Origin of the sequence: Staphylococcus sp. FSL W8-0774, assembly GCF_038006785.1 — a bacterium.
GTDB lineage: Bacteria > Bacillota > Bacilli > Staphylococcales > Staphylococcaceae > Staphylococcus > Staphylococcus pasteuri.
On the sequence record NZ_JBBOVW010000001.1, the window covers coordinates 202757 to 225229 of the forward strand.

General features: G+C 32.2%; 16 protein-coding genes, 1 tRNA gene and 3 pseudogenes. 13 read left to right on the forward strand and 7 right to left on the reverse strand.

Going from position 1 to position 22473, the window contains the following annotated elements:
• Positions 1-22 precede the first annotated feature (22 nt).
• Entirely contained in the window at positions 23-1213 is a 1191-nt protein-coding gene (locus NSQ15_RS00895) for an NADH-dependent flavin oxidoreductase (protein WP_046467195.1), read from the forward strand.
• Positions 1214-1398: 185 nt separating this feature from the next.
• Complete coding sequence (locus NSQ15_RS00900) at positions 1399-2772, forward strand: MFS transporter (protein WP_017637288.1); 1374 nt, start codon at positions 1399-1401, stop codon at positions 2770-2772.
• 75 nt (positions 2773-2847) lie between these two features.
• Here NSQ15_RS00900 and NSQ15_RS00905 read toward each other — a convergent pair.
• A pseudogene (locus NSQ15_RS00905) lies at positions 2848-3832 on the reverse strand (choloylglycine hydrolase family protein).
• 127 nt (positions 3833-3959) lie between these two features.
• Complete coding sequence (gene trhO / locus NSQ15_RS00910; RefSeq protein WP_154873948.1) at positions 3960-4922, reverse strand: oxygen-dependent tRNA uridine(34) hydroxylase TrhO; 963 nt, start codon at positions 4920-4922, stop codon at positions 3960-3962.
• Between the two features lie 269 nt (positions 4923-5191).
• On the opposite strand from trhO, the pseudogene NSQ15_RS00915 reads away from it, so the two are divergent.
• From NSQ15_RS00915 to NSQ15_RS00925, 3 genes and pseudogenes are all read left to right on the forward strand, one after another.
• Positions 5192-6163, forward strand: a pseudogene (locus NSQ15_RS00915) (SMP-30/gluconolactonase/LRE family protein).
• A gap of 30 nt (positions 6164-6193) precedes the next feature.
• Positions 6194-6643: a MarR family winged helix-turn-helix transcriptional regulator gene (locus tag NSQ15_RS00920; protein WP_017637285.1), complete on the forward strand. Its 450-nt coding sequence runs from the start codon at positions 6194-6196 to the stop codon at positions 6641-6643.
• Between the two features lie 161 nt (positions 6644-6804).
• Positions 6805-8213, forward strand: a pseudogene (locus NSQ15_RS00925) (DHA2 family efflux MFS transporter permease subunit).
• Positions 8214-8325: 112 nt separating this feature from the next.
• On the opposite strand, the gene NSQ15_RS00930 reads toward NSQ15_RS00925, so the two are convergent.
• Positions 8326-8841, reverse strand: coding sequence for a YceI family protein (locus tag NSQ15_RS00930; RefSeq protein ID WP_017637283.1), 516 nt, complete (start codon positions 8839-8841; stop codon positions 8326-8328).
• Positions 8842-9064: 223 nt separating this feature from the next.
• Here NSQ15_RS00930 and NSQ15_RS00935 point away from each other — a divergent pair, with 223 nt between their 5' ends.
• Entirely contained in the window at positions 9065-9592 is a 528-nt protein-coding gene (locus NSQ15_RS00935; protein WP_017637282.1) for a VOC family protein, read from the forward strand.
• 54 nt (positions 9593-9646) lie between these two features.
• Complete coding sequence (locus NSQ15_RS00940) at positions 9647-10459, forward strand: alpha/beta hydrolase (protein ID WP_017637281.1); 813 nt, start codon at positions 9647-9649, stop codon at positions 10457-10459.
• Positions 10460-10514: 55 nt separating this feature from the next.
• Here NSQ15_RS00940 and NSQ15_RS00945 read toward each other — a convergent pair whose 3' ends face one another.
• Together NSQ15_RS00945 and NSQ15_RS00950 are read right to left on the reverse strand one after the other, a co-directional pair.
• A complete protein-coding gene (locus NSQ15_RS00945) occupies positions 10515-12080 on the reverse strand; it encodes a YfcC family protein (protein WP_017637280.1) in 1566 nt (521 codons plus the stop codon).
• A 363-nt stretch (positions 12081-12443) separates the two neighbouring features.
• Positions 12444-14702, reverse strand: a complete 2259-nt coding sequence (locus tag NSQ15_RS00950) for an ATP-binding cassette domain-containing protein (RefSeq protein WP_217194043.1) — start codon at positions 14700-14702, stop codon at positions 12444-12446.
• A 385-nt stretch (positions 14703-15087) separates the two neighbouring features.
• Here NSQ15_RS00950 and lip point away from each other — a divergent pair, with 385 nt between their 5' ends.
• On the forward strand, positions 15088-17313 hold the full coding sequence (lip, locus tag NSQ15_RS00955) for a YSIRK-targeted triacylglycerol lipase (protein ID WP_340746874.1): 2226 nt from the start codon (positions 15088-15090) through the stop codon (positions 17311-17313).
• 300 nt (positions 17314-17613) lie between these two features.
• On the forward strand, positions 17614-17952 hold the full coding sequence (locus NSQ15_RS00960) for a hypothetical protein (RefSeq protein WP_017637277.1): 339 nt from the start codon (positions 17614-17616) through the stop codon (positions 17950-17952).
• A 110-nt stretch (positions 17953-18062) separates the two neighbouring features.
• Here the strand turns inward: NSQ15_RS00960 and NSQ15_RS00965 are convergent.
• Together NSQ15_RS00965 and NSQ15_RS00970 are read right to left on the reverse strand one after the other, a co-directional pair.
• Positions 18063-18152, reverse strand: a tRNA-Ile gene (locus tag NSQ15_RS00965).
• 115 nt (positions 18153-18267) lie between these two features.
• Entirely contained in the window at positions 18268-18411 is a 144-nt protein-coding gene (locus NSQ15_RS00970) for a hypothetical protein (RefSeq protein ID WP_017637276.1), read from the reverse strand.
• A gap of 386 nt (positions 18412-18797) precedes the next feature.
• On the opposite strand from NSQ15_RS00970, the gene NSQ15_RS00975 reads away from it, so the two are divergent.
• From NSQ15_RS00975 to NSQ15_RS00990, 4 genes are all read left to right on the forward strand, one after another.
• Positions 18798-19967: an MFS transporter gene (locus tag NSQ15_RS00975; protein ID WP_070453371.1), complete on the forward strand. Its 1170-nt coding sequence runs from the start codon at positions 18798-18800 to the stop codon at positions 19965-19967.
• A 307-nt stretch (positions 19968-20274) separates the two neighbouring features.
• The gene (locus NSQ15_RS00980; RefSeq protein WP_340746875.1) at positions 20275-20946 is read left to right on the forward strand and encodes a Wzz/FepE/Etk N-terminal domain-containing protein; all 672 of its coding nucleotides are present in this window, start codon (positions 20275-20277) and stop codon (positions 20944-20946) included.
• Positions 20947-20957: 11 nt separating this feature from the next.
• Positions 20958-21650, forward strand: coding sequence for a polysaccharide biosynthesis tyrosine autokinase (locus tag NSQ15_RS00985; RefSeq protein WP_017637273.1), 693 nt, complete (start codon positions 20958-20960; stop codon positions 21648-21650).
• Positions 21647-22414 carry a tyrosine-protein phosphatase gene (locus tag NSQ15_RS00990; protein WP_154873964.1) on the forward strand — a complete coding sequence of 256 codons (768 nt, stop codon included), beginning with the start codon at positions 21647-21649 and terminating at the stop codon, positions 22412-22414. Before NSQ15_RS00985 ends, NSQ15_RS00990 begins: the two co-directional genes overlap by 4 nt.
• Positions 22415-22473: the final 59 nt, after the last annotated feature.

Consider the following 22473-nt stretch of genomic DNA (forward strand, 5'->3'; position numbering starts at 1 on the left):
GAACGAAAGAAGAGGATACGACATGGAAGATTACTCAGCATTGTTACAACCTATTCAATTACCTAATGGTTTACAACTTAACAATCGATTTGTTTTATCACCGATGACAACTAATTCATCAACGAAAGAAGGACATATCACCGATGAAGACTTACGATATGCTGAAAGACGTGCACATTCGGCAGCATTACAAGTGACGGGTGCTGCGTACATCGAACCTTATGGTCAACTATTTGAATATGGATTTAACATTCAGGATGATGCATGTATTCCAGGTTTGAAAAAAGTTGCTCAAGCAATGAAAAAAGAAGGCAACAAAGCAATTATACAATTAGCTCATGCAGGACGTTTTTCGAATCAAGCTATTCTTAATTACGGACAAGTATATGGTCCAAGTCCTATGACATTACATTCACCCATCAAACATGAAGTATTAGAAATGTCACAAGAAAAAATTCAAGAGGTCATTCAACAATATGCAGATGCGACTTCAAGAGCAATTCAAGCGGGCTTTGATGGTGTTGAAATTTCTATAGCACAACGATTGTTACTACAAACATTCCTTTCTACCTTTTCCAATCAACGTCATGATAAATATGGTGTAGATTCATTGGAAAACCGTACACGATTTTGTTTAGAAGTGATGTCAGCTGTGCAACAAGTGATAGATGAAGAAGCGCCTGAAGGTTTTATATTAGGTTATCGGGCTACTCCTGAAGAAACACGTGGTAGTGACTTAGGCTACACGGTAGATGAATTTAACCAACATCTAGACTGGGTAATGGAAGTTGCTGATATACAATATTTAGCTATCGCAAGTTGGGGACGTCATATATATCAAAATACGACACGTACACCTGGCGAGAACTTTGGACGACGTGTGAATCAAGTTGTCTATGAACATTTAAATGGTAGAATTCCTATGATTGCTAGTGGTGGTATTAATTCCGTTGAAACAGCTTTAGACGCGTTACAAAATGCAGATATGGTAGGTATGTCCTCACCATTTGTGACAGAGCCAGATTTTGTTAGTAAGTTAAAAGAAGGTCACCCTGAACAAATCAATTTACACGTGCAACCGGAAGAATTCGATGCATTAGCGATACCACATGCTGCATTCAAAGATATAGTGAAAATGATGGATTATGGAGAAGGATTAAAAAAACAAACTCGCGATGAACTTCGTAAATTAGAACAAAACTATGATGAATAATATATATAAGAATATTAACTTTTATTGCAACATTAATCCGTTATAACTTTATTAAGTATAACGGATTGTTTATTGTGAACTTTAAAAATGATAAAAAAGATATGTTTAATGAGAGTGAAGCATGCTATAATAACTTATGTCTTAATTGATAATAATTCTCATTTAAAATATAAGGAGTGACAAATGTGTCTATCAAGGTAAATAAATTTGATGGCAGTCTCGTATTAGCTGCGTGCTTTGCAGTGTTAACATATTGGATGTTCGCACAATCGTTTATCAATATAGGTTCTAGTGTGCAACAAACATTTGATACAACGGATGCAACTAAAAACTTATCTATCAGTCTAGTAGGCTTTGTAACTGGTATATTTATGGTTTGTGCAGGGGATGTTGCCGATAAAATAGGAAACTTAAGAATGACGAAATTAGGCCTATTATTTAGTATTATTGGTTGTTTAAGTCTGATTAGTACGCATATTACTGCGTTTTTAATTATTGGACGTGCATTTCAAGGTTTATCAGCGGCGATTTTATTACCGTCGACGATAGGGTTAGTTACAGATCATTTTAAAGGACAACAATTACGTAAAGCATATAGCTATTTAATGATTGCAACGGTAGGTGGTATAGGACTTACATCATATGTGGGTGGATGGTTATCTGGTCACTTAGGCTGGCAATCTATATTTATAGTTTCTATCGTGTTATCAATCATTGCTTTAATAATATTACGAAATAAACAAGAAGCACCTCGAGAAGAACGTAATCATCAACCATTTGATTATGTTGGTATGGTGTTGTTTGGCATATTTATCGCGGCATTGATGATTCTAATGACTCAAGGATATACATACGGCATTGGGAAATTCACAATCACACTTGTCGTTATTATTGTCATTGCATTATTAATATTTTATTTTTATGAAAAGAAAAAGACAGTACCGTTTATTGACTTTTCAATTATAAAAAATAAATCATTTTTAGGAGCAACGATTAATAACTTTGTTGTTAATACTGGTACAGGTACAACAGTTGTATTTAACGGCTATGCTCAACAACAACTTGGCTTAAACGAAGCACAAACGGGATTAGTCATCGTACCTTATACAATTATGGCGATACTGATGATTCGTTTCGGTGAGCTTGCGATTAAACGTTTCGGTGGTAAAAGTATGTTAATTGCCGGTCCACTATTCCCAACATTAGGAATCATTTTAATTAGTATGACGTTCTTTGTGCCACATTGGTATGTTGGAGTAGTAGTGGTAGCGTTTGTGATATGTGCCATTGGTAACGGCTTAGTTGCTACACCTGGTCTAACTGTTGCAGTATTTAATATGCCTGATGATAAAGTAAGTTTTGCCACTGGTTTATATAAAATGGGAGCAACGCTTGGTATGGCATTTGGTGTTGCAATTAACACCACAATCTTTACTGTTTGTTCGCAATTTTATCCAGTTGCCACTGCTGCATCGATTTCATTCTTAACAGGTGCAGTTATGATGGTATTAGGTGTTATTTCTGCGTTCATACTTATTCCAAAAAATGTAAAAGCATAATAACAAATAATATTAAATTAGGCAGTATTGATACAAATTAAAACGTATCAGTACTGCCTTTATATATGCTATATATTAATTTAAAGACGTTGTTGAAATGCCTTGTATGGGTTCATAAATAATTAAATCATGTTGATTTAAAAGATCTTCATTGAGCTGTAATTCTAAAATTTGATTAGATTGATAGTATTTGACGTACATCGTTTTAGTACTTAAATTAAATACAGTTTGATATAGCGTATAGTAAAAGTCACTGCCTATAGGACGCACAGCTCCTTTTGGAATGCTCACTGTGTCTAAAATTCTAAAAGCATCTAAGATAGGATTATCGTTTGGTGATGGTTTAAGATGACGTGTTAAATAAGCAGCACGGACAAATCTTTCAGTTGATGTATAACCACCAGGTAAGCCGTGTGTACCGCTTTCTGCTCCTAAAGGTTGTAATGTAGCTCCATTGGTTAATTGAGATTGTGGTTGATAAGGTGTGATATTAATATATTGTTTGAGATTCTCATAATGCCAATTTAAGTCTGGATGATTCGTTAATACGCCAATTGGATTATCACGAACTACCTACCATACGTCCGTCTTCAAAAGTGATTTCTGCAGAACGTCCAGTTGCGTCGGATACATGATAATGAAGCGGTGGGACGTCATTAATATCATTAAGTGTTACGGCGACGACATTAACTTTGCTTGTATGTTGAATGAGTTCTTCAATCGTTTGATGATATCCAAGTACCCAAATTAATACATCATTTTGAGAAATATTAATATAATCGTCTAGTATTTCTGAAGCGTAGGTGCAATAATCTCTGTCGTATTGTGTAGAAATAGCAAGACCATGTTCATTCATGCCATCACCAAACATAAAGCCTTCCATGTCACTTCCTGTGCCGACAAAACCATATAAAGTAGTACCTTGATAATCAGCGCGAGACTCCCAAGTATAATGACGAGGCAGTATTGCTGGATGACCTGTTAAAGGCCAATCATAATCCATTGTTCGACCTAAAATAGTCTCATTTTGATAAGACTGAAACGTAAAACCAGTACACATTAAGCAAACCTCCACATCTTTTAATTGATAACTATTATCAATTATATTCTTGATAAACATTTAATTCAATGAACTTGCAAAATAAAAAAGGACCACATTTTTTTAAATGGGTCCAATCAATAATTATTTATGCGTGAGCGTGTTCTGGTACGTCTTTAAAGTTTTCTAAACGACGATTCCATTCTTCATCACTAATGTCATGAGTTGCTACATAACGGTTACGTTCATGTTTAGCGCAATCATATGAACAAGCGCCTAAATATTTTTCTTCGTTTTCTTCTGAAACAAGAATTTGTTTATTACATTCTGGATTTGCACAATTAATGTAACGTTCACAAGGTGTGCCATCAAAATGTTCTTTACCGACAACCGTTTTTTCAACTTGGTTAACATCTACACTAATACGTTCATCGAAAACGTACATTTTGCCATCCCAATATTGGCCTTTAGTTTCAGGATCTTTACCGTAAGTAGCGATACCGCCATATAATTGACCTACGTTTTCAAAGCCTTCTTTAACTAACCAACCAGAGAATTTTTCGCAACGAATACCACCAGTACAATATGTCACGATGTTTTTACCATCTAATTGATCTTTGTTTTCATGAATCCAATCTGGTAAGTCTCTGAAACGTGTAATATCTGGACGTACTGCACCACGGAAGTGTCCTAAATCAAATTCATAGTCATTTCTAGCATCTAAGATGACTGTATTTTCATCTTCAAGTGCTTCTTTAAATTCTTTAGGTGAGTAATATTTACCAGTTGTTTCACGTGGATCTACATCGTCTTCTAAATCAAGTGCAACGATTTCTTTTCTAGGACGTACGTGCATTTTTTTGAAAGCATGACCTTCAGCTTCATCAACTTTGAATGTCATATCTTTAAAACGTTCGTCTGCATGCATATGTTCCATATATTTATCAGTATCTTCTTTTGTACCTGATAATGTACCGTTAATACCTTCTGTAGATACTAAAATACGACCTTTTAAGTTATTGTTTTTACAAAATTCTAAATGTTCAGCTGCAAAAGTTTCGGGGTCATCAATAGTTGTATATTTATAATATAAAAGTACTCTATAATCCATTCTTATTCTCCTCTAAATATTAATCTAATTATTTCTACATCATATATGATTATTTATCATTTGTTTCGTTAATGTCTGTGCATTTTTTTATACCATTATAATATTGTACCAAAATTAGCAAATGATTCAATATCTCAGCTTATAAATTAAAAATGATTATGTATTATTTTATATATTAAATTTTAAAATGAGTTAGCCTTTCAATGACTTTAAAAATAATTTCAGATAAAATAGGAGTGATTAATATTAAAGAAAGAAGGGGTATGGATATGGAACAAAATGGATTACCAACATTAAAATATGAAGGGAAATCAGCAAGTGTCGCACCGATTGTTTCTGAAAGTGAACTTCAAACAATTACGGCTGAACCATGGGTAGAAATTTCCGATAAAGGACTACAACTTGAAGGACTACAGTTTGATCGTGATGGTCAATTATTTTTACTAGATGTTTTTGAAGGTAATATTTTTAAAGTAAATCCCGAATCTAAAGAAGTAACACGTCCATTCCAATCAGAAAAAGACAATCCAGCAGCAATTAAAATTCATAAGGATGGTCGCTTGTTTATTTGTTATTTAGGTGATTTCAAATCAACTGGCGGAATCTTTGCTACTACTGAAAAAGGGGAACAGTTTGAAGAAATTATTGCTGAATTAACTACTGAATATTGTATTGATGATATGGTGTTTGATAGTAAAGGTGGATTTTATTTTACAGATTTTAGAGGGTATTCAACTAATCCTCAAGGCGGTGTATATTAAGTATCACCAGATTTTCAACATGTAACACCTGTGATACAAAATATTAGTGTTGCTAATGGTATTGCTTTAAGTACTGACGAGCGCACTCTTTGGGTAACTGAAACAACTACTAATCGTCTACATCGAATAGACTTAGAAGAAGATGGAGTGACGATTGCACCATTTGGCGCGACGATTCCATATTATTTCACAGGTCATGAAGGACCAGACTCATGTTGTATAGATAGTGATGATAATTTATATGTAGCAATGTATGGGCAAGGTAGAGTATTAGTATTTAATAAAAAAGGCTATCCGATTGGACAAATATTAATGCCAGGTCGAGATGAAGGTCATATGTTACGTTCTACACACCCTCAATTTATCCCTGGTACAAATCAATTAATCATATGTGCGAATGATATAGAAATGGGTGGCGGTTCTATGTTGTATACAGTTAATGGATTCGCAAAAGGCCATGACAGTTATCAATTTCAATAAGAAAATAGATTAAGTTAACGGGTGAAAAATATGTATGAAGACTATGAAAAATTAGATTTTGTTGATTTAATAAGTGAGCGCCATAGCCATTTAAGAGGGATAGTTGAAGACTTAACGAATCAAGAAATAACTGATAGCAAATTATCAAGTTCTGAGTGGTACGTTATTTTTAGAATTTATAAAAAGCAATTAAGTTTTGTAGAATTAAATCAATCAGTGAATTTATCACGTCAAGCCATTCATAAAGTTGTAAATAAATTACAAGATAAAGAAATAGCTGTTATAAAAGATGTAGAAGGTAATAAAAAAGAGAAAAGTGTACAGCTCACAAAATATGGAGAAAAATGTTATGAACAGTATTTAAAAATTAATCAACAATTAGAATCGCATATTGAAAAACAACTTGGTACTGAAAATATGAAAACCTTAAAGAAACTTTTAAGTGAAGATTGGAACTTAAAGGAGTTTAAAAATAACTGAATATATCTTTTGTTAATTAAACTGTTGAATTTACACAGATTGTAGTTCAACAGTTATTTTATGCCTTATTTTTGTCAACTAAGTTGACAAAATTGAAACGCATTTGCTAAAGTTAGTGCTAATGCTTTAAAAAAAGAATGTTATAAGGGAAGAGGTATAGAATGACGACTCAAGTAAAAGTAAAAAGTCCCAAAATGTTTGCTTTTGTATTAATGATAGGTGGATTTATGGGAATGTTTAGTGAAACAGCATTAAACATGGCATTAACAAATGTAATGAGCGATTACCATGTTAGTGCTGTTTTAGCCCAATGGTTGACTACAGGATATTTATTAACGATGGCATGTATGGTACCCGTATCTGTCTATTTAACTAAATGGTTTAGCACAAAAAATTGATAATATCAGGTATCATATTATCTCTTATAGGGGTTGTAATTGCTGCAATAGCACCTGCATTTTCCTTTTTACTATTAGGTCGTATTGTCCAAGCGTTAGGTACTGGAATTATTCTGCCGTTAATGGTTACAGTGTTAATGCTTATATTCCCCATTGAAAAAAGAGGGGTAGTTATGGGGATTATGGGACTTGTAATGACTGCAGGACCAGCTTTAGGACCAACTATTGCTGGTATCATCATTTCATCTCTTAGTTGGCACTATATTTTTTGGATTAGTGCAGTATTATATGTCGTTATTTTAATTATAGCTATCAATAAAGTAGAGAATGTTTCAGAAATTACGAAACCGAAAATTGATATATTATCTATTATTTTATCGACAATTGGATTTTCTGGAATAATTTTTGGATTAAATATGATGGCAGAACAACCATTCATGAATATAGTTGTTTGGGGACCGTTGTTGATTGGTATTCTTGCATTAATAGTCTTTGTTAGACGTCAATTTACACTTAAATCTCCAATGTTAAATTTAAGAGTATTTAAATATGGCATGTTTAATTTAGGGGCTCTTATGTTTTTTCTTGTTATATTATGTATTCTAGGATCAGGTATTATTCTACCGATATATATCAAGGGATCGTTAATGTTTAGCGCTATTATGGCAGGCCTTATCTTATTACCAGGCAATATTATGAATTTAATTTTGTCCCCTATAATAGGTCAATTATTTGATAAATTTGGGGCGAAAATATTTGGTATATTTGGTTTTGTTATTTTATTTATTTCTATGTTAATCTTCGCTTTTACCATATCAGCGCATACACCAGTTTGGGTGATTATCTGTAATTTCATGTTAATGTTTATAGGAATAACAATGATTATGATGCCTGCTCAAACAAATGCACTAAATCAGTTACCAAAAGAATTATACCCGGATGGTTCTGCAACGATTACTACATTAATACAAGTGGCTGGTTCAGCTGGTACCACAATTGCTATTACAATATATACTATTGCAATGAAACATTTTTCAGAAACTCATGAAAAAATATCAGAAACAATATTAATAGCACATGGAGCAGAAAAAGCATTCTGGTATTTAGTAGTCTTAGCATTCATTGGTTTAATTTGTTCATTATTTGTTAAAAAGCCAAAGGTAGATAATTAAGAAAAATAAGTATTAAGGTTTGTATACTAATTTAAGTGTGCAAACCTTTTTAGTTATAAAATAAAAAAACGTCTAGGTTTATACCCAGACGTTTTAAAAAAATATATTTAAATTAGTCTTGTACGCTGAATTCTGCTGAAGCTTCGAATTTAACGTCTTTACCTAACATTACGCCACCAGTTTCTAATGCTTGGTTGAAGTTGATCCCGTATTGTTCTCTGTTAATTTTACCAGTTACGATGAAACCAGTAACTTGTTCGCCGTTCATAGGGTTTTTACTTACGCCATTGAATTCAACGTCAAATTTTTCTTCATGAGTTTCACCTTTAATAGTTAAGTCACCAACAACACTGTTTTCGCTGATTTCTTTAGTTACGAAAGTGATTTTGTCGAATTCGTCAGTACCGAAGAAATCTCCTGATTTTAAGTGATTGTCGCGATCTTCATTAGCAGTATTGATTGATTTTGGATCGATTGTTACTGTTGCTTTTAAAGAACTTAAGTCGTTAATGTCGCCTTCAACATTTACGTCAAATTGATCAAATGTTCCTTTAACTTTTGATACCATTAAGTGTTTGATTTGGAATTCTAAAGAACTGTGTACGCTATCGAATGTAAATTGAGTCATAATTAACTCCTCCGTTTTCTTTTTAATATATCATTTGTACTTGATATAAATAATATACTACACTATTTTTAGAAAAGCAAACTTTTTAATGCTTAAATATCTAAAAGTTTTAGGTTTTTTCTACTTTAAAAGTATATTTATTAACAAAAAGTGTCAAATGATAAGAATAAAAAAGTAGAAAAATTAAAATACGGGAAAAATAAAAGTAAAGAGGTGTTTAAATATGACAATTTCAAGAGGTATTAATCATATTGGACTTACTGTTCCTGATATTGAAGAAGCAACACAGTTTTTTAAAGAAGGTTTAGATGGAAAAATTGCTTATGATAGCCAAACAAAATACGACAATCCTAGAGAAGGAGAATTTGTTGAACGTGTCTTAGGACTACAACAAGGTGCCAAAATTATTAAAAAACGAATGATGGTATTTGGAAATGGACCTAATATTGAACTATTTGAGTTTAAAGATGCGACACAACGTCAAGCAGAGACATTGCAAGATATTGGCTATACGCACATATCTTTTTATGTAGATGACTTTGAGCATGCTGTAGAACAAGTTAAATCTGCTGGTGGCGAGCCAATTTCAGAACCACATTTAAATACACGTTATGAAGATACGAACGATAATCAAACAGTTTATATCAAAACACCATGGGGCAGTTTAATTGAATTACAAACGATTCCTAACGGATATTATTATCCTCCTGATAGTGAATCAGAAGTTTACATTCCGAACGAAATTAAGTGATGAGTTATGATTGTTCGAAAAAGGGGTATTAATAATATAAAGGGGTCGATGACCATGAATTTTATAAAATATATACAATCAGCAGATGGTACAAATTTGTACGGTAAAATTAACACGGTTAATAACTCAAAAGCTAATGTCATTATAGTACATGGTTTAGCAGAGTATCTTGATAGATATGATGAGTTGGCGGCTTTTTTGAACGATAATCAATTTAATGTTATTCGTTATGATCAACGAGGGCATGGTCGTTCAGAAGGAAAACCTGTATATTATAATAATGAAAATGAAATTATTGAAGATTTGGATGCAACCGTACAATGTGTGATGGAAAATTGTCCAGGTAACATTTATTTGATTGGTCATAGTATGGGTGGTTATGCAGTTACTCTATATGGAACGAAGCATCCTGGGCTTGTTGATGGTATTATTACTTCTGGAGCGTTAACGAGGAATCATTTAAATTTGTTTGGAGACCTTGATAGTAATCACCCTTATGATATGTATATACCTAATGAATTAGGAGAAGGCTTATGTTCTGATGAAGAAGTAGTTCAAATATATGAGACGGATGATTTAATTGCTGAAGATATATCAATGGGTTTAATTTATACGTTATTAGATGGTGTTAAGATATTGAAAGAAAATGCAGCATATTTTACTGAACCGATATTGATCTTGCATGGCAAAGATGATGGATTAGTAAGTTATCAAGATTCACTAGAATTGTATAATGAAATTGGTTCTAAACATAAATCAATACACATTTATGACGGCCTTCAACATGAAATATTTAATGAGTCATCATATAATAAAAATATTTTCCGGGAAATTGTTGAGTGGTTAACACGTGAAATTAATAAATAGAGTTAAAGGGATAATACATCAATGGCGATGTATTATCCCTTTTCATAAAATATAGTTAATGTAATAAAACTTGAGTTACTAACATGCCACCACCGAATACAAGTACAAAGACAACCACTGGCCAAACGAAACGGAACCAATGAGAATAACGCATGTTAAGCATTTGTAATGTAGCCATGACTAAACCGGTTGGGGCTAAGAATAACATTGCATATTGACCAAATTGATACGCCGTAACAATCGTATATCTAGGAATACCCACCGTATCGGCTAATGGTGCAAAAATAGGCATCGCTAATACAGCTAGTCCAGATGATGATGGAATAATAAATCCTAGGAAGAAAAAGATAAATAGTAATGCGATAACAAATAATGGACCTTGAATATTTTCAACAAGTGATGAAGAAAAATGTAAAATCGTATCTGATATTCTTCCGTTATTTAATACTAAATTGATACCACGTGCTAACCCTATAATAAGTGAGACACCTACTAAACTTGATGCCCCTTTAACAAATTCATCTACAACACCTTGTTCTCCCAATCCTTTTGGACCTGTCGCAGCTAAGAACATAATAATAATGGTAAATATTAGAAATGCTGAAGCCATAGTTGGGAACCACCAACCTTGAGACATGACGCCCCAAACCATCACAGGGAAGGGTATAACAAATAGTAATAAAATTAATTTCTTACGTGTAGTAAATGTTTGTTGCTGATTATCATGCTCCATGACAGACCATTGTTGATTAAATGTATCTTTATCTTCATAACTATATGAGGCTTCAGGGTTCTTTTTAATCTTTTTACAGTACCAATAGAGGTAACCTATAACAAACATGGCTCCGATAATACAACCGGCAACACGCCAGTACAATCCTTCAGCAAAAGTTGTACCAGCTGCATTAGAAGCGATAACCACTGAAAATGGATTGATTGTTGAGAATGTTGATCCCATAGAACTCGCCAAAAAGATAGCTCCTACACAAACAATAGAATCATATCCCATTGCGATAAATATAGGGACAAGAATAGGGTAGAAGGCTACAGCTTCTTCTTCTATACCACATAGTGTTCCACCAAGTACCATTAATATAGAAACAAAGAAGATTAAAAGAAATTCTCTCCCTTTTGTCTTTTGAGTCAACGCGAGAAGTCCGGATTCAAAAGCACCACTCGCTTGAACAACACCAATTAAACCACCTAGTATAAGTATAAAGACCATAATATCAGCAGCTTCAATTGTTCCGTTAACCATGCTACTTGTAATGTCAGTTAATTTAGCAGGATGTTGATCTAAACGTTCATAAGTATTTGGAATAGAAACAGGCTTATTAATCGCACCTGAAGTGAACTGATTAATATCAATTTTGACACCCATTTTGTCTAATTCCTGTTGTGTTGCTTTATGTGTTTCAACTTTACCTTGAGGATTTTCGACCTTTAATGAGTGATCTTCATAAGATAATTTTGAATACGAACCTGCTGGAATCATCCAAGTTGCTAATACAGCTAAAATGGTTAAAATGAATAAAATTGCAAAGGCACCAGGCATTTTCAACTTGAACTTTCTCTTAGGTGAAGATGTATGCTTTTCTTTTTTTATTTGTTCTGCTTTCATAAAATCTCCTCCTACCCAAATTCTATATTGATGAATTATTATAAATAAATATGCATTTAATTCCAAACAATTTAAGCATAACATGGATAGAGATAAACAGTGAGGAAAATTTAACATTTATGAGCAAATATTTATAAATTTAAAAATTTGTAAAAAATAGAGGATAAGACTTTAACTTAGTATAAAAGTAAGAGACTATAAGAAATTATGAATAAGAATATATTATTAATATGACTGACAAAGTCTTTTTTTAAAGATAAGTAAGTTTGAAGTTTGTATACTAATTACTTATTAAAAACAATAACAACCTAATACAAGGGTGTAAATGTCACTATTGTACTGGTTGTTATATTGATATCCTAACTAGGATTGAATATATCTTTTCAAATGTTTGGCAGTTACGGATTGTTCTATATCTAGTAATCCTTTTGGCTCACCACTATATAGTAATTGTCCGCCCTTATCGCCAGCATAAGGGCCAATATCTATAAACCAATCCGCTTGAGTCATCATTGTTAAATTATGTTCAATTAAAATAACGGTATTACCTTCTTCAATTAAATGGTTAAAGCATTCAATTAAAATGGGCAGGTCATCTTCATGAAGTCCAGTAGTGGGCTCATCAAAAATAAATATCGCATCATGTACAGTTTCTGTTAAATATTTACTTAATTTAACACGTTGAATTTCACCACCAGACAATGTATCAAGGGACTGTCCAAGTGTCATATAATACAATCCAGTGTTGGCTAGGGCTTGTAAAGGTTGCACAATATGATTGTCATCTTTAAATTTCTCAATAGCTTCTTGAACTGTTAAAGATAAAATATCTGCAATAGAATAGCCATTTACTTTAGCTTCAAGCACTTCAGGACGATATCTTGTACCACCGCACATTTCACATGTTTGAGAAAAATCGGGCATAAATGCTAATTCAGTTTTAATAACTCCTTTACCATGACACTCTGGGCATGCACCTTCTGAATTATAACTAAACATACTTTTCTTTAAGCCAGTTTGCTCACTAAAGAACGCTCTTACATCATCAAAGATATTTAAATAAGTTAGTAGATTCGAACGGTTTGAAGCATGAGCAGGCTTCTGATCGATAAATATAGCTTGCTCATCTTTTTCAAATGCTGTTGTAATTAAAGAACTTTTACCAGAACCAGCTACGCCTGTAACAACAGTCATCGCATATTTAGGTAATTGAGTCGTAATATGTTGTAAATTATTTTTAGAAATATCCTTAATATCTAACATATCAGATGATACTCTTATATTTTCTTTTAGATTATGAGAGCGATGCAACGCTTGTCCAGTACTCGTACTAGATTTAAGTAAGTCTTGGTAACTACCTTCAAAAGTAATTTGTCCGCCATCTTTACCGGCTAATGGCCCAATATCGATAACATGGTCGGCAGTTTTAATGACATCAGGGTCATGTTCTACGACGAGTACTGTATTTCCTTTGTCTTTTAAAGATTGAATTAAATCATTAATTCGTTGAATATCTTCAGGATGCAGTCCAACACTTGGTTCATCAATAATATAAACTAAATCGCTCAATGGACTGTTGAGATGACGAATAAGTTTGATACGTTGCGATTCACCACCAGATAATGACGTGGTTTCACGAGATAAAGTTAGATAATTGAGACCTACATAACTAAGTGATTCAAGCTGTTTTTTTAACGGTTCGATAATTACTTGTGCTTTAGTAGAATGAATCTTATGTAAAAAGTCTAACGCATCTTCAATTTGTAAATCAGTAAAATCAGCAATATTCATACCATTAATTTTACAACTTAGTACTTTATCATTGAGACGTTTACCATGACAATCTGGGCATGCATGTTTATGAACAACACGTTCTATATCTTTAGCAAATCTTTTTTTCTCAAAATTATCATTTAGTAAAAATGAGCGTCTGAATCTATGAATTAAACCTTCAAATTTTGCGGTTCTGGGCCAATTAGAAGGAGGATTTTTAAGTTTTGTTGGTTCAGTATATAAAAGTGTATCTAATTCTTCCTTAGTATAATCTTTTAACTTTTTATCGTTATCAAACAGTCCAGTATATAAATAACGTTTCCCTCTCCAACTATCAGGTCGGAAAGATGGAAAATTGATAGCATCTTCATTTAAAGATTTGTCAAAATCAATTAATTCATTTAAATCAATATCCTCTACATAACCTAAGCCTGAACAAGTTTCGCACATACCTTTTGTATTGTTAAAGGAAAAGACATCAGAATAACCTACAAATGGTTCTCCTATACGTGACCATAATAAACGCACTGATGCATAAATATCAGAAATCGTCCCAACTGTGGAACGAGAATTTCCTCCTAATCGTTTTTGATTAATAATCATTGAAACAGGTAAGTTTTGAATTTGATCAACATCAGGTTTTGAAAATTGACTCAATTGATGTTGTATATAACTTGAATAGGTCTCATTGAGTAAACGCTCAGATTCAGCTGCTAGTGTATTAAATACTAAAGAAGACTTACCGGAGCCAGACCTCCCTGTAAAAACTGTAAGTTGATGTTTAGGAATAGTAACATCAATATCTTTTAAATTATTTTGTTTGGCGCCAACGACTTTAATATCTGACATATGCCTTCACCTCTTAGTCGACTTTACCCTAAAATTGATATCCAACTCGTTTAATGTTTGTATTTTAAGATTAACTATTAATATATAAAGTATATCTAGGTAAAAAATAAAAATTATATAAAATTGGAATTGATGATTGACTTTTTGTACAAAAATTCGTAACATTTTAATAAATAACCAGTTAAAGTAAGCGTTGGTTTTAATGTAAAAAGGATTTTTTATTTTAATGCTTTTGAAAGCGCTTACTATTAAATGAGAAAGGATGGTCATTATGAAAGCTTGGTTTACTAAACTATTTGAATTTTTACCACGTGCAATCATTAATTTATTTATCTAGTCACATAGAATTGATTTGAAAATTAAAAATAAAATAGAGGTGCTGAATATGAAAAATAGAGAAAATAAATATAGTATTCGTAAATTTAGCGTAGGAACATCATCGATTTTAATTGCAGCCTTATTATTTATCGGTGGCGGTTCTGCACAAGCAGCTGAAAATCAAGATCAGGGAAATCTAGATTCTGAAGCTAAACAAGCACAATCTATTGGGGAACAACATGGGAATGATGTTAAAGATGAACAATTAAATCAATCTAGTGAATCAAAAAATAATAATGATAATGTTGAAGTACAGAATAATAATAAAAATGAAGAAGTAAAATCAAATTTACATAATGAATCATCTGTTGAGTTAAAAAATAATAATACAAATGAACAAAGAGTAGACAAAGAAGTAGATCCGGAATACAACAAAGCAGACAAAGAGAAGCAAGTCGACCCGGAATACAACAAAGCAGATAAAGAGAAGCAAGTGGATCCGGAATACAACAAAGCAGATAAAGAGAAGCAAGTAGATCCGGAATACAACAAAGCCGACAAAGATAAAGAAGTCGACCCAGAATACAACAAAGCAGACAAAGAGAAGCAAGTAGACCCAGAATATAACAAAGCCGACAAAGATAAAGAAGTCGACCCAGAATACAACAAAGCAGATAAAGAGAAGCAAGTAGACCCAGAATATAACAAAGCCGACAAAGATAAAGAAGTCGACCCAGAATACAACAAAGCAGATAAAGAGAAGCAAGTGGATCCAGAATACAACAAGGCCGACAAAGAGAAGCAAGTAGATCCAGAATTCAGTAGAGTAGGTAAAACAACACAGCCACAAAATAAAGTAACTGCTCAACAAACTGCTTCGAAAGATAATAAAGGATTAAATCAAACAAATGCCTCTAAATCAACAAAACAAAAGAAACAAGCTATTTCTTTAGATGAATTAGAAAATGGTACTACTACACTATCAAAAGATAATCCAAGTAAAAAAGATAAAGAAGAAAAAGATGGTTTGAAAGCTTTAAAATCAAATTCAGTAGCAACCTTAAACAATAAATCTAAAAATAATGCCACTGTTGCTAATAAAGATCAAACAAACAAGAAGGCTAAACAAGATCAATATAAAAACCATGATCCAATTATTCTAGTACATGGATTCAATGGTTTTACAGATGATATTAACCCAGCAGTACTTTCACACTATTGGGGTGGCGATAAAATGAATATTCGCCAAGACTTAGAAGAAAATGGTTATAAATCATACGAAGCAAGTATCAGTGCTTTTGGTAGTAACTATGATAGAGCAGTAGAACTTTACTACTATATTAAAGGTGGTCGTGTAGACTACGGTGCTGCTCACGCTGCAAAATACGGTCATGACCGTTATGGTAAAACGTACGAAGGTGTTTATAAAGATTGGCAACCTGGTCAAAAAGTCCATTTAGTAGGACATAGTATGGGTGGTCAAACGATTCGACAACTTGAAGAACTATTAAGAAATGGTAATCAAGAAGAAATTGATTATCAGAAGAAACATGGTGGCACAATTTCACCATTGTATAAAGGTAATAATGATAATATGGTTTCTTCAATTACAACATTAGGAACACCTCACAATGGTACGCATGCATCTGATTTAATCGGAAATGAAGCGGTTGTAAGACAAGTCGTTTATGATTTAGGTAAAGCATTTGGTAATAAAGATTCAAGAGTAGATTTCGGATTATCTCAATGGGGCTTAAAACAAAAACCTAATGAATCATATATCGACTATGTCAAACGTGTGAAAAATTCTAAATTATGGAAATCACAAGATAGTGGGTTATACGATTTAACTAGAGATGGTGCTACAGATTTAAACCGTAAAACATCATTAAATCCAAACATTGTCTATAAAACATATACAGGTGAAGCAACGCATAAAGGATTATTTGGTAGACAAAAAGCAGATTTAAATATGTTCTTGCCGTTTACTTTAACTGGTAACGTAATTGGTAAAGCAACTGAAAAAGAATGGCGTGAAAATGATGGCCTTGTATCAGTTATTTCTTCACAACACCCATTTAATCAAAAATATACAAATGCTACAGATAAAAATCAAAAGGGCATTTGGCAAGTAACACCAACAAGACACGATTGGGACCACGTTGACTTTGTCGGACAAGATAGCTCTGATACAGTGAGAACTAGAGAAGAATTACAACAATTCTGGCATGGCTTAGCAGCTGATTTAGTAGAAAGTGAAAAACTAACATCAGAGGAAAAGGCACATGCTTAAATAAGTAATTATATAGAAAATAAAGAAAGGAGAATGCGATATGTCTGGAGACTTCTTCCAATTAATCGGTTCATTATTCAAAGTGTTAAAAGAATTATTTAAATAAAAAAGTTTAAAAATGCGCCTAACAAAATTTAATATATTTGTTAGGTGCTCTTTTATATTTAAAAATTAATAGTGACTATAGTAAAATATAAAAGTTAAATTTATGTAAAAATTATAAAAATAAATGATTTAAAATTAAAAAATTGTTATGATGAGTATGTAGTTAATTATTCACTTTGGAAGGAGATTTTAACAATGAAAAAGATGACAATGTTAGCAGGATCTGTATTGGCTGGAACAATTGCTATGGCAGGAGTATCTAGTGTGGCGGATGCAAGCTCAGTTCAAAAGCAAGATACTAACAAAGTAGAACATACACAACAAACAAAACAAGGTGAACGCCCATATGGTGGTATTGCTCCTAAAGGTATGACTGAAAAACAATATCAAGAATTAGAAAGTAGATTACCTAAAGCGAGTGAAGTTTCAGTAAAAGAATATAATCAATTAATTAATAAAGAAACACAAAGAATTGCAGATAAATATGGTGTTACAATTTATACACCACAAAAAACATTCCATCCTCATAAATAAATTTAAATATACCAAATAAGGAGTATCGATTTATTCGATACTCCTCGTTAATTAATTAGGTAATAAAAAAAGCAAGTTCTTCAATGAAGAACTTGCTTTAATATAAGTAGCGGAGGGAGAAGGATTTGAACCAACGCGAGCTAAAAGCTCCTACCAATCATAAATGATTGGCCTCTTAAGCCAGACTTGAGTATCCCTCCAAATCAATAACAGAAACTAGTATATAATAATTTAAACGATTTGTAAAGACAAATGGTGAAAAAATTAAGTTTTTGTAAAAAATAAGTAAATTTCAAGGTATCAACTTCAATTTTTTTAAAATAAAGAACGAATAACACGGGCAATACCACTCATTATTTCGGGGATAAAGCTCAATACATCTGCCCAAAACGATTGCTTATACTTCTTATCTTCTTGATCAATTACTTTTTCATCTTGATCTTTACGTTGGTTTCCCAATGTTATACCTCCTATACAATAATTCCTAATATATTTTCTTATATTATAACGTTTATACATATTACTGTATATTAAATGAATAATCCTGCTTATTTAGTATGTAGTAAAAATTACTTGGTGTCACATAATCGTCAATTTTAAAAAATATACATTATAATGCAAAGTAATTCAAAGAGAAGAATTATGATTTTTTAAAGATGATGCTTTAGAATGCTTAATTAAAAATTGTCTTAATTTTAATATAATGAAAATAAAATGAAAGCTTATGAGAACTCGCTTGGAGTATTTAAAAAAATATCAATTTCCCTCTTCACGTACCTCCAATTTTTTTGTAATATATCACGCATGTTGATTTTTTAACGAAACGATTAAAGGGGGAAGCAGTGATGAGAGAAAATAAAATGATGTTTTTCATATTTATGTTAGGTACATTTACTGTAGGAATGGCTGAGTATGTCGTAACAGGATTATTAACTCAAATTTCCAATGATATGCGTGTATCTATTTCAAGTGCAGGCTTATTAGTAAGTGTTTATGCCATTAGTGTTGCAGTAATAGGTCCTTTCATGCGAATTTCTACTATGAAAGTACATGCACATCGACTATTACCTCTTCTCGTAGCGATATTTGTTATTAGTAATGTAATAGGAATGTTAGCACCTAATTTTTATGTATTATTATTATCTAGAGTATTGTCTGCGGCAATGCATGCACCTTTCTTTGGTGTTTGTATGAGTGTAGCAGCAGCAGTTGCGCCACCTGCTAAAAAACCACAAGCCATTGCCTTAGTGCAAGCTGGATTGACTATAGCAGTAATGATAGGCGTACCATTTGGATCATTTTTAGGTGGATTAGCAAATTGGAGAGTTGTTTTTGGCATTATGATTATGTTAGCTGTCATAACAATGCTAGGCATGATGAAATTCACGCCACATGTATCATTAAGTTCAGAAGTAAATATTTCTAAAGAATTAACAGTATTCAAAAACCCTCACATCTTAATCATTATAGCAATCATTGTCTTTGGTTACTCAGGTGTATTTACAACATATACATTTATGGAACCAATGATACATGAGTTTGCACCATTCAAAATCGTCGGCTTAACAATATGTTTATTTTTATTTGGTCTCGGTGGGGTAATAGGCAATTTAGTCACAGGAAGTGTACCAGAACATGCATTAACTAAATATTTATTCTATACTTTCTTATTGCTATTTATCACAATCATTTTATTTGTAACATTCGTGCATTATGCGATATTAGCATTTTTAATCTGCTTTTTATTTGGTTTTGGTACATTTGGAACAACACCATTGCTTAATAGTAAAATTATTTTAAGTGCTCAAGAAGCACCATTACTTGCAAGTACATTAGCTGCATCTATATTTAACGTTGCTAATTTTATTGGAGCTATATTAGGATCAATTTTACTATCTATAGGTTTACCTTATTTGACGATTACGTTTATTTCAGGAAGCATCATTATTTTAGGTATTTTACTCAATACAGTGAACCATTTTTATGAGAAAAAACATATACAATTTCATAATTAAGTGAGATCACCTACTCGAAGTTGTATCGAGTAGGTGTTTTATTTATATAAGATAGAACTGAGTATAAATTGATTCACATATTTTATGGCTTAGAGAAAATGATACGAATTATTCGAAAAAAAGAGACCTAATAATACATTTTTTGAATATATATCGCTCAAAAAACATGATATAATGAAATTCGATATATTTATTATAAAATTCATTTTATAATAGTGAGCGTTGGCACAATTTTATAAATAGAACAAATAGTCGAAATAGCGCTTCAACACAGCAATGATAGTACGTCTAATTGAGGAGGCCTATGATGGAAGGAAAGGTAGACTTAAGTCGCATTTTCAAAGTATTACGTAAAAATATTAAAAAACTTATCACCATCCCTGTTATCTTTATGATTTTAAGTGCAATTTTTACATCATTATTCGTAACCCCGAAATACGCGGCTTCGACACAGATCTTAGTTAATCAGAAACAAATTGAGAACAATATCGTAAACCCAAATAATGTGCAAAATAGTTTGCAGTCAGTTAATACATATGCAGAAATAATTAAAAGTCCAAGGATACTTGAGAGAGTTTCAAAAGAACTAGACTATAAATACGATGTTAAGGAATTAAGTTCATTTGTAAAAGTGACGAATCAATCGAATTCTCAAATTATTAATGTTTCTATAGTGACAGAAAATGCCAAGGTATCGGCGAAGATAGCAAATAAAGTTGCAAAAGTTTTTGCTAAAGAAGTGCCCGATATTATGGATGTAGATAATGTATCTGTATTATCTAAAGCGAGCGATACTGAGAATAAAGTAGCACCGAATATAACTAATAATATGCTTCTTACTGGTCTTGCGGCTTTAGGTTTAACATTGCTTATCATTTATTTAAAACATATTTTAGATAGACGCATTAAAACTGAACAAGATGTTTTAGATGAATTGCAGTTACCAGTTTTAGGTGTCATACAAAAATTTAAAGTATAAGAGGAAGTACAATGTCAAATGTAAGAAGAAAATATCCCAAATTAATTGTTAATGAACAACCGAAATCTCCTATTAGTGAAAAATTTAGAGGTATTCGCTCAAATATTTTATTTGCAAGTGCGGATGATCCTATTAAGAGTGTTGTAGTTACGTCAGATGGACCAGGGTCTGGTAAATCAACCACATCTGCTAATCTTGCAATTTCATTTGCCCAAGCTGGTTATAAAACGATACTTATTGACGGTGATATGCGTAAACCGACACAGCACTATCTTTTTAAGTTGCCTAATAATGAAGGATTGTCTAGTTTATTACTTAAATGGTCAGATTATGAAAGTGCGATTCAATCTACTCACATTGAAGGATTGGATGTACTTACGTCAGGACCTATTCCACCAAATCCTTCAGAACTCATTACCTCAAGATCGTTTAAAAATATGTTTGATCATATTTCGGAAAAATATAATTTTGTCATTATTGATACGCCACCCGTAAATGTAGTCACAGATGCACAATTATTTTCTAACTATACGCAACATGCAGTATATGTCGTTAACGTTGAATCAAATAATAAAGAAGAAGTTAAGAAAGGTAAACAATTACTTGAAAAAAGTGGCTCAAAAATTATTGGTATCGTATTAAATAAAGCACCTCAAGAGAAGAACTCTAAATATTATGCTTACTACGGAGATGACAAATCATGATTGATATTTATAACCATATATTGGTTAATATGGATGATGGCCCACAATCAAAAGAAGCAATGATCCAATTGCTTAAACAAGCAAAACAAGAAGGAATTACTTGCATCATCGCTACGCCACATCATTTACATCCTAAATATCAAAATAGCTTTCAACAAACGTCACTTAAATTAGCGGAATTAAAACAATTACCTGAAATTAAATCATTAGGGATTGAGTTTTATCCAGGTCAGGAAATAAGAATAACTGATGAAATTATACAGGGTATTGAAGAGGGTAGTATTCAAGGATTAAATAGATCTCGATATTTATTAATTGAATTTCCTTTTGGAGAAGTTCCTCATTTTACCAAACGTTTATTTTTTGAATTACAAACCAGAGGTTACATACCTATCATAGCTCATCCTGAAAGGAATAAAATGATTGCTAAAAATCCATGTATCTTATACGAGTTAATTTGCAATGGTGCGTTGAGTCAATTGACAGCAGATTCGTTATTAGGTCAATTTGGTAAAAATATTCAAAGGTTATCTATACGTTTAATTGACTGTCATCTAGCTCACTTTATTGCTTCGGATGCACATTCTATAGAACAACGCCCCTTCGCATTAAATGGATTATTTAATGAGCGAAAGCTATCATCATATCGTAATGAAATAGAAGAAATGATTCAAAATGCTAAAGCAATTGTAAATAACGAAGTGATATATTCAGATAGACCATGTAAACCGGAAACAATTAAACGATTTTTAAAATGGTTTTAATAAAAGAAATGGTTGTGTATCACCTCTGAATAATAACATTCAAAATACTAAATGTTATT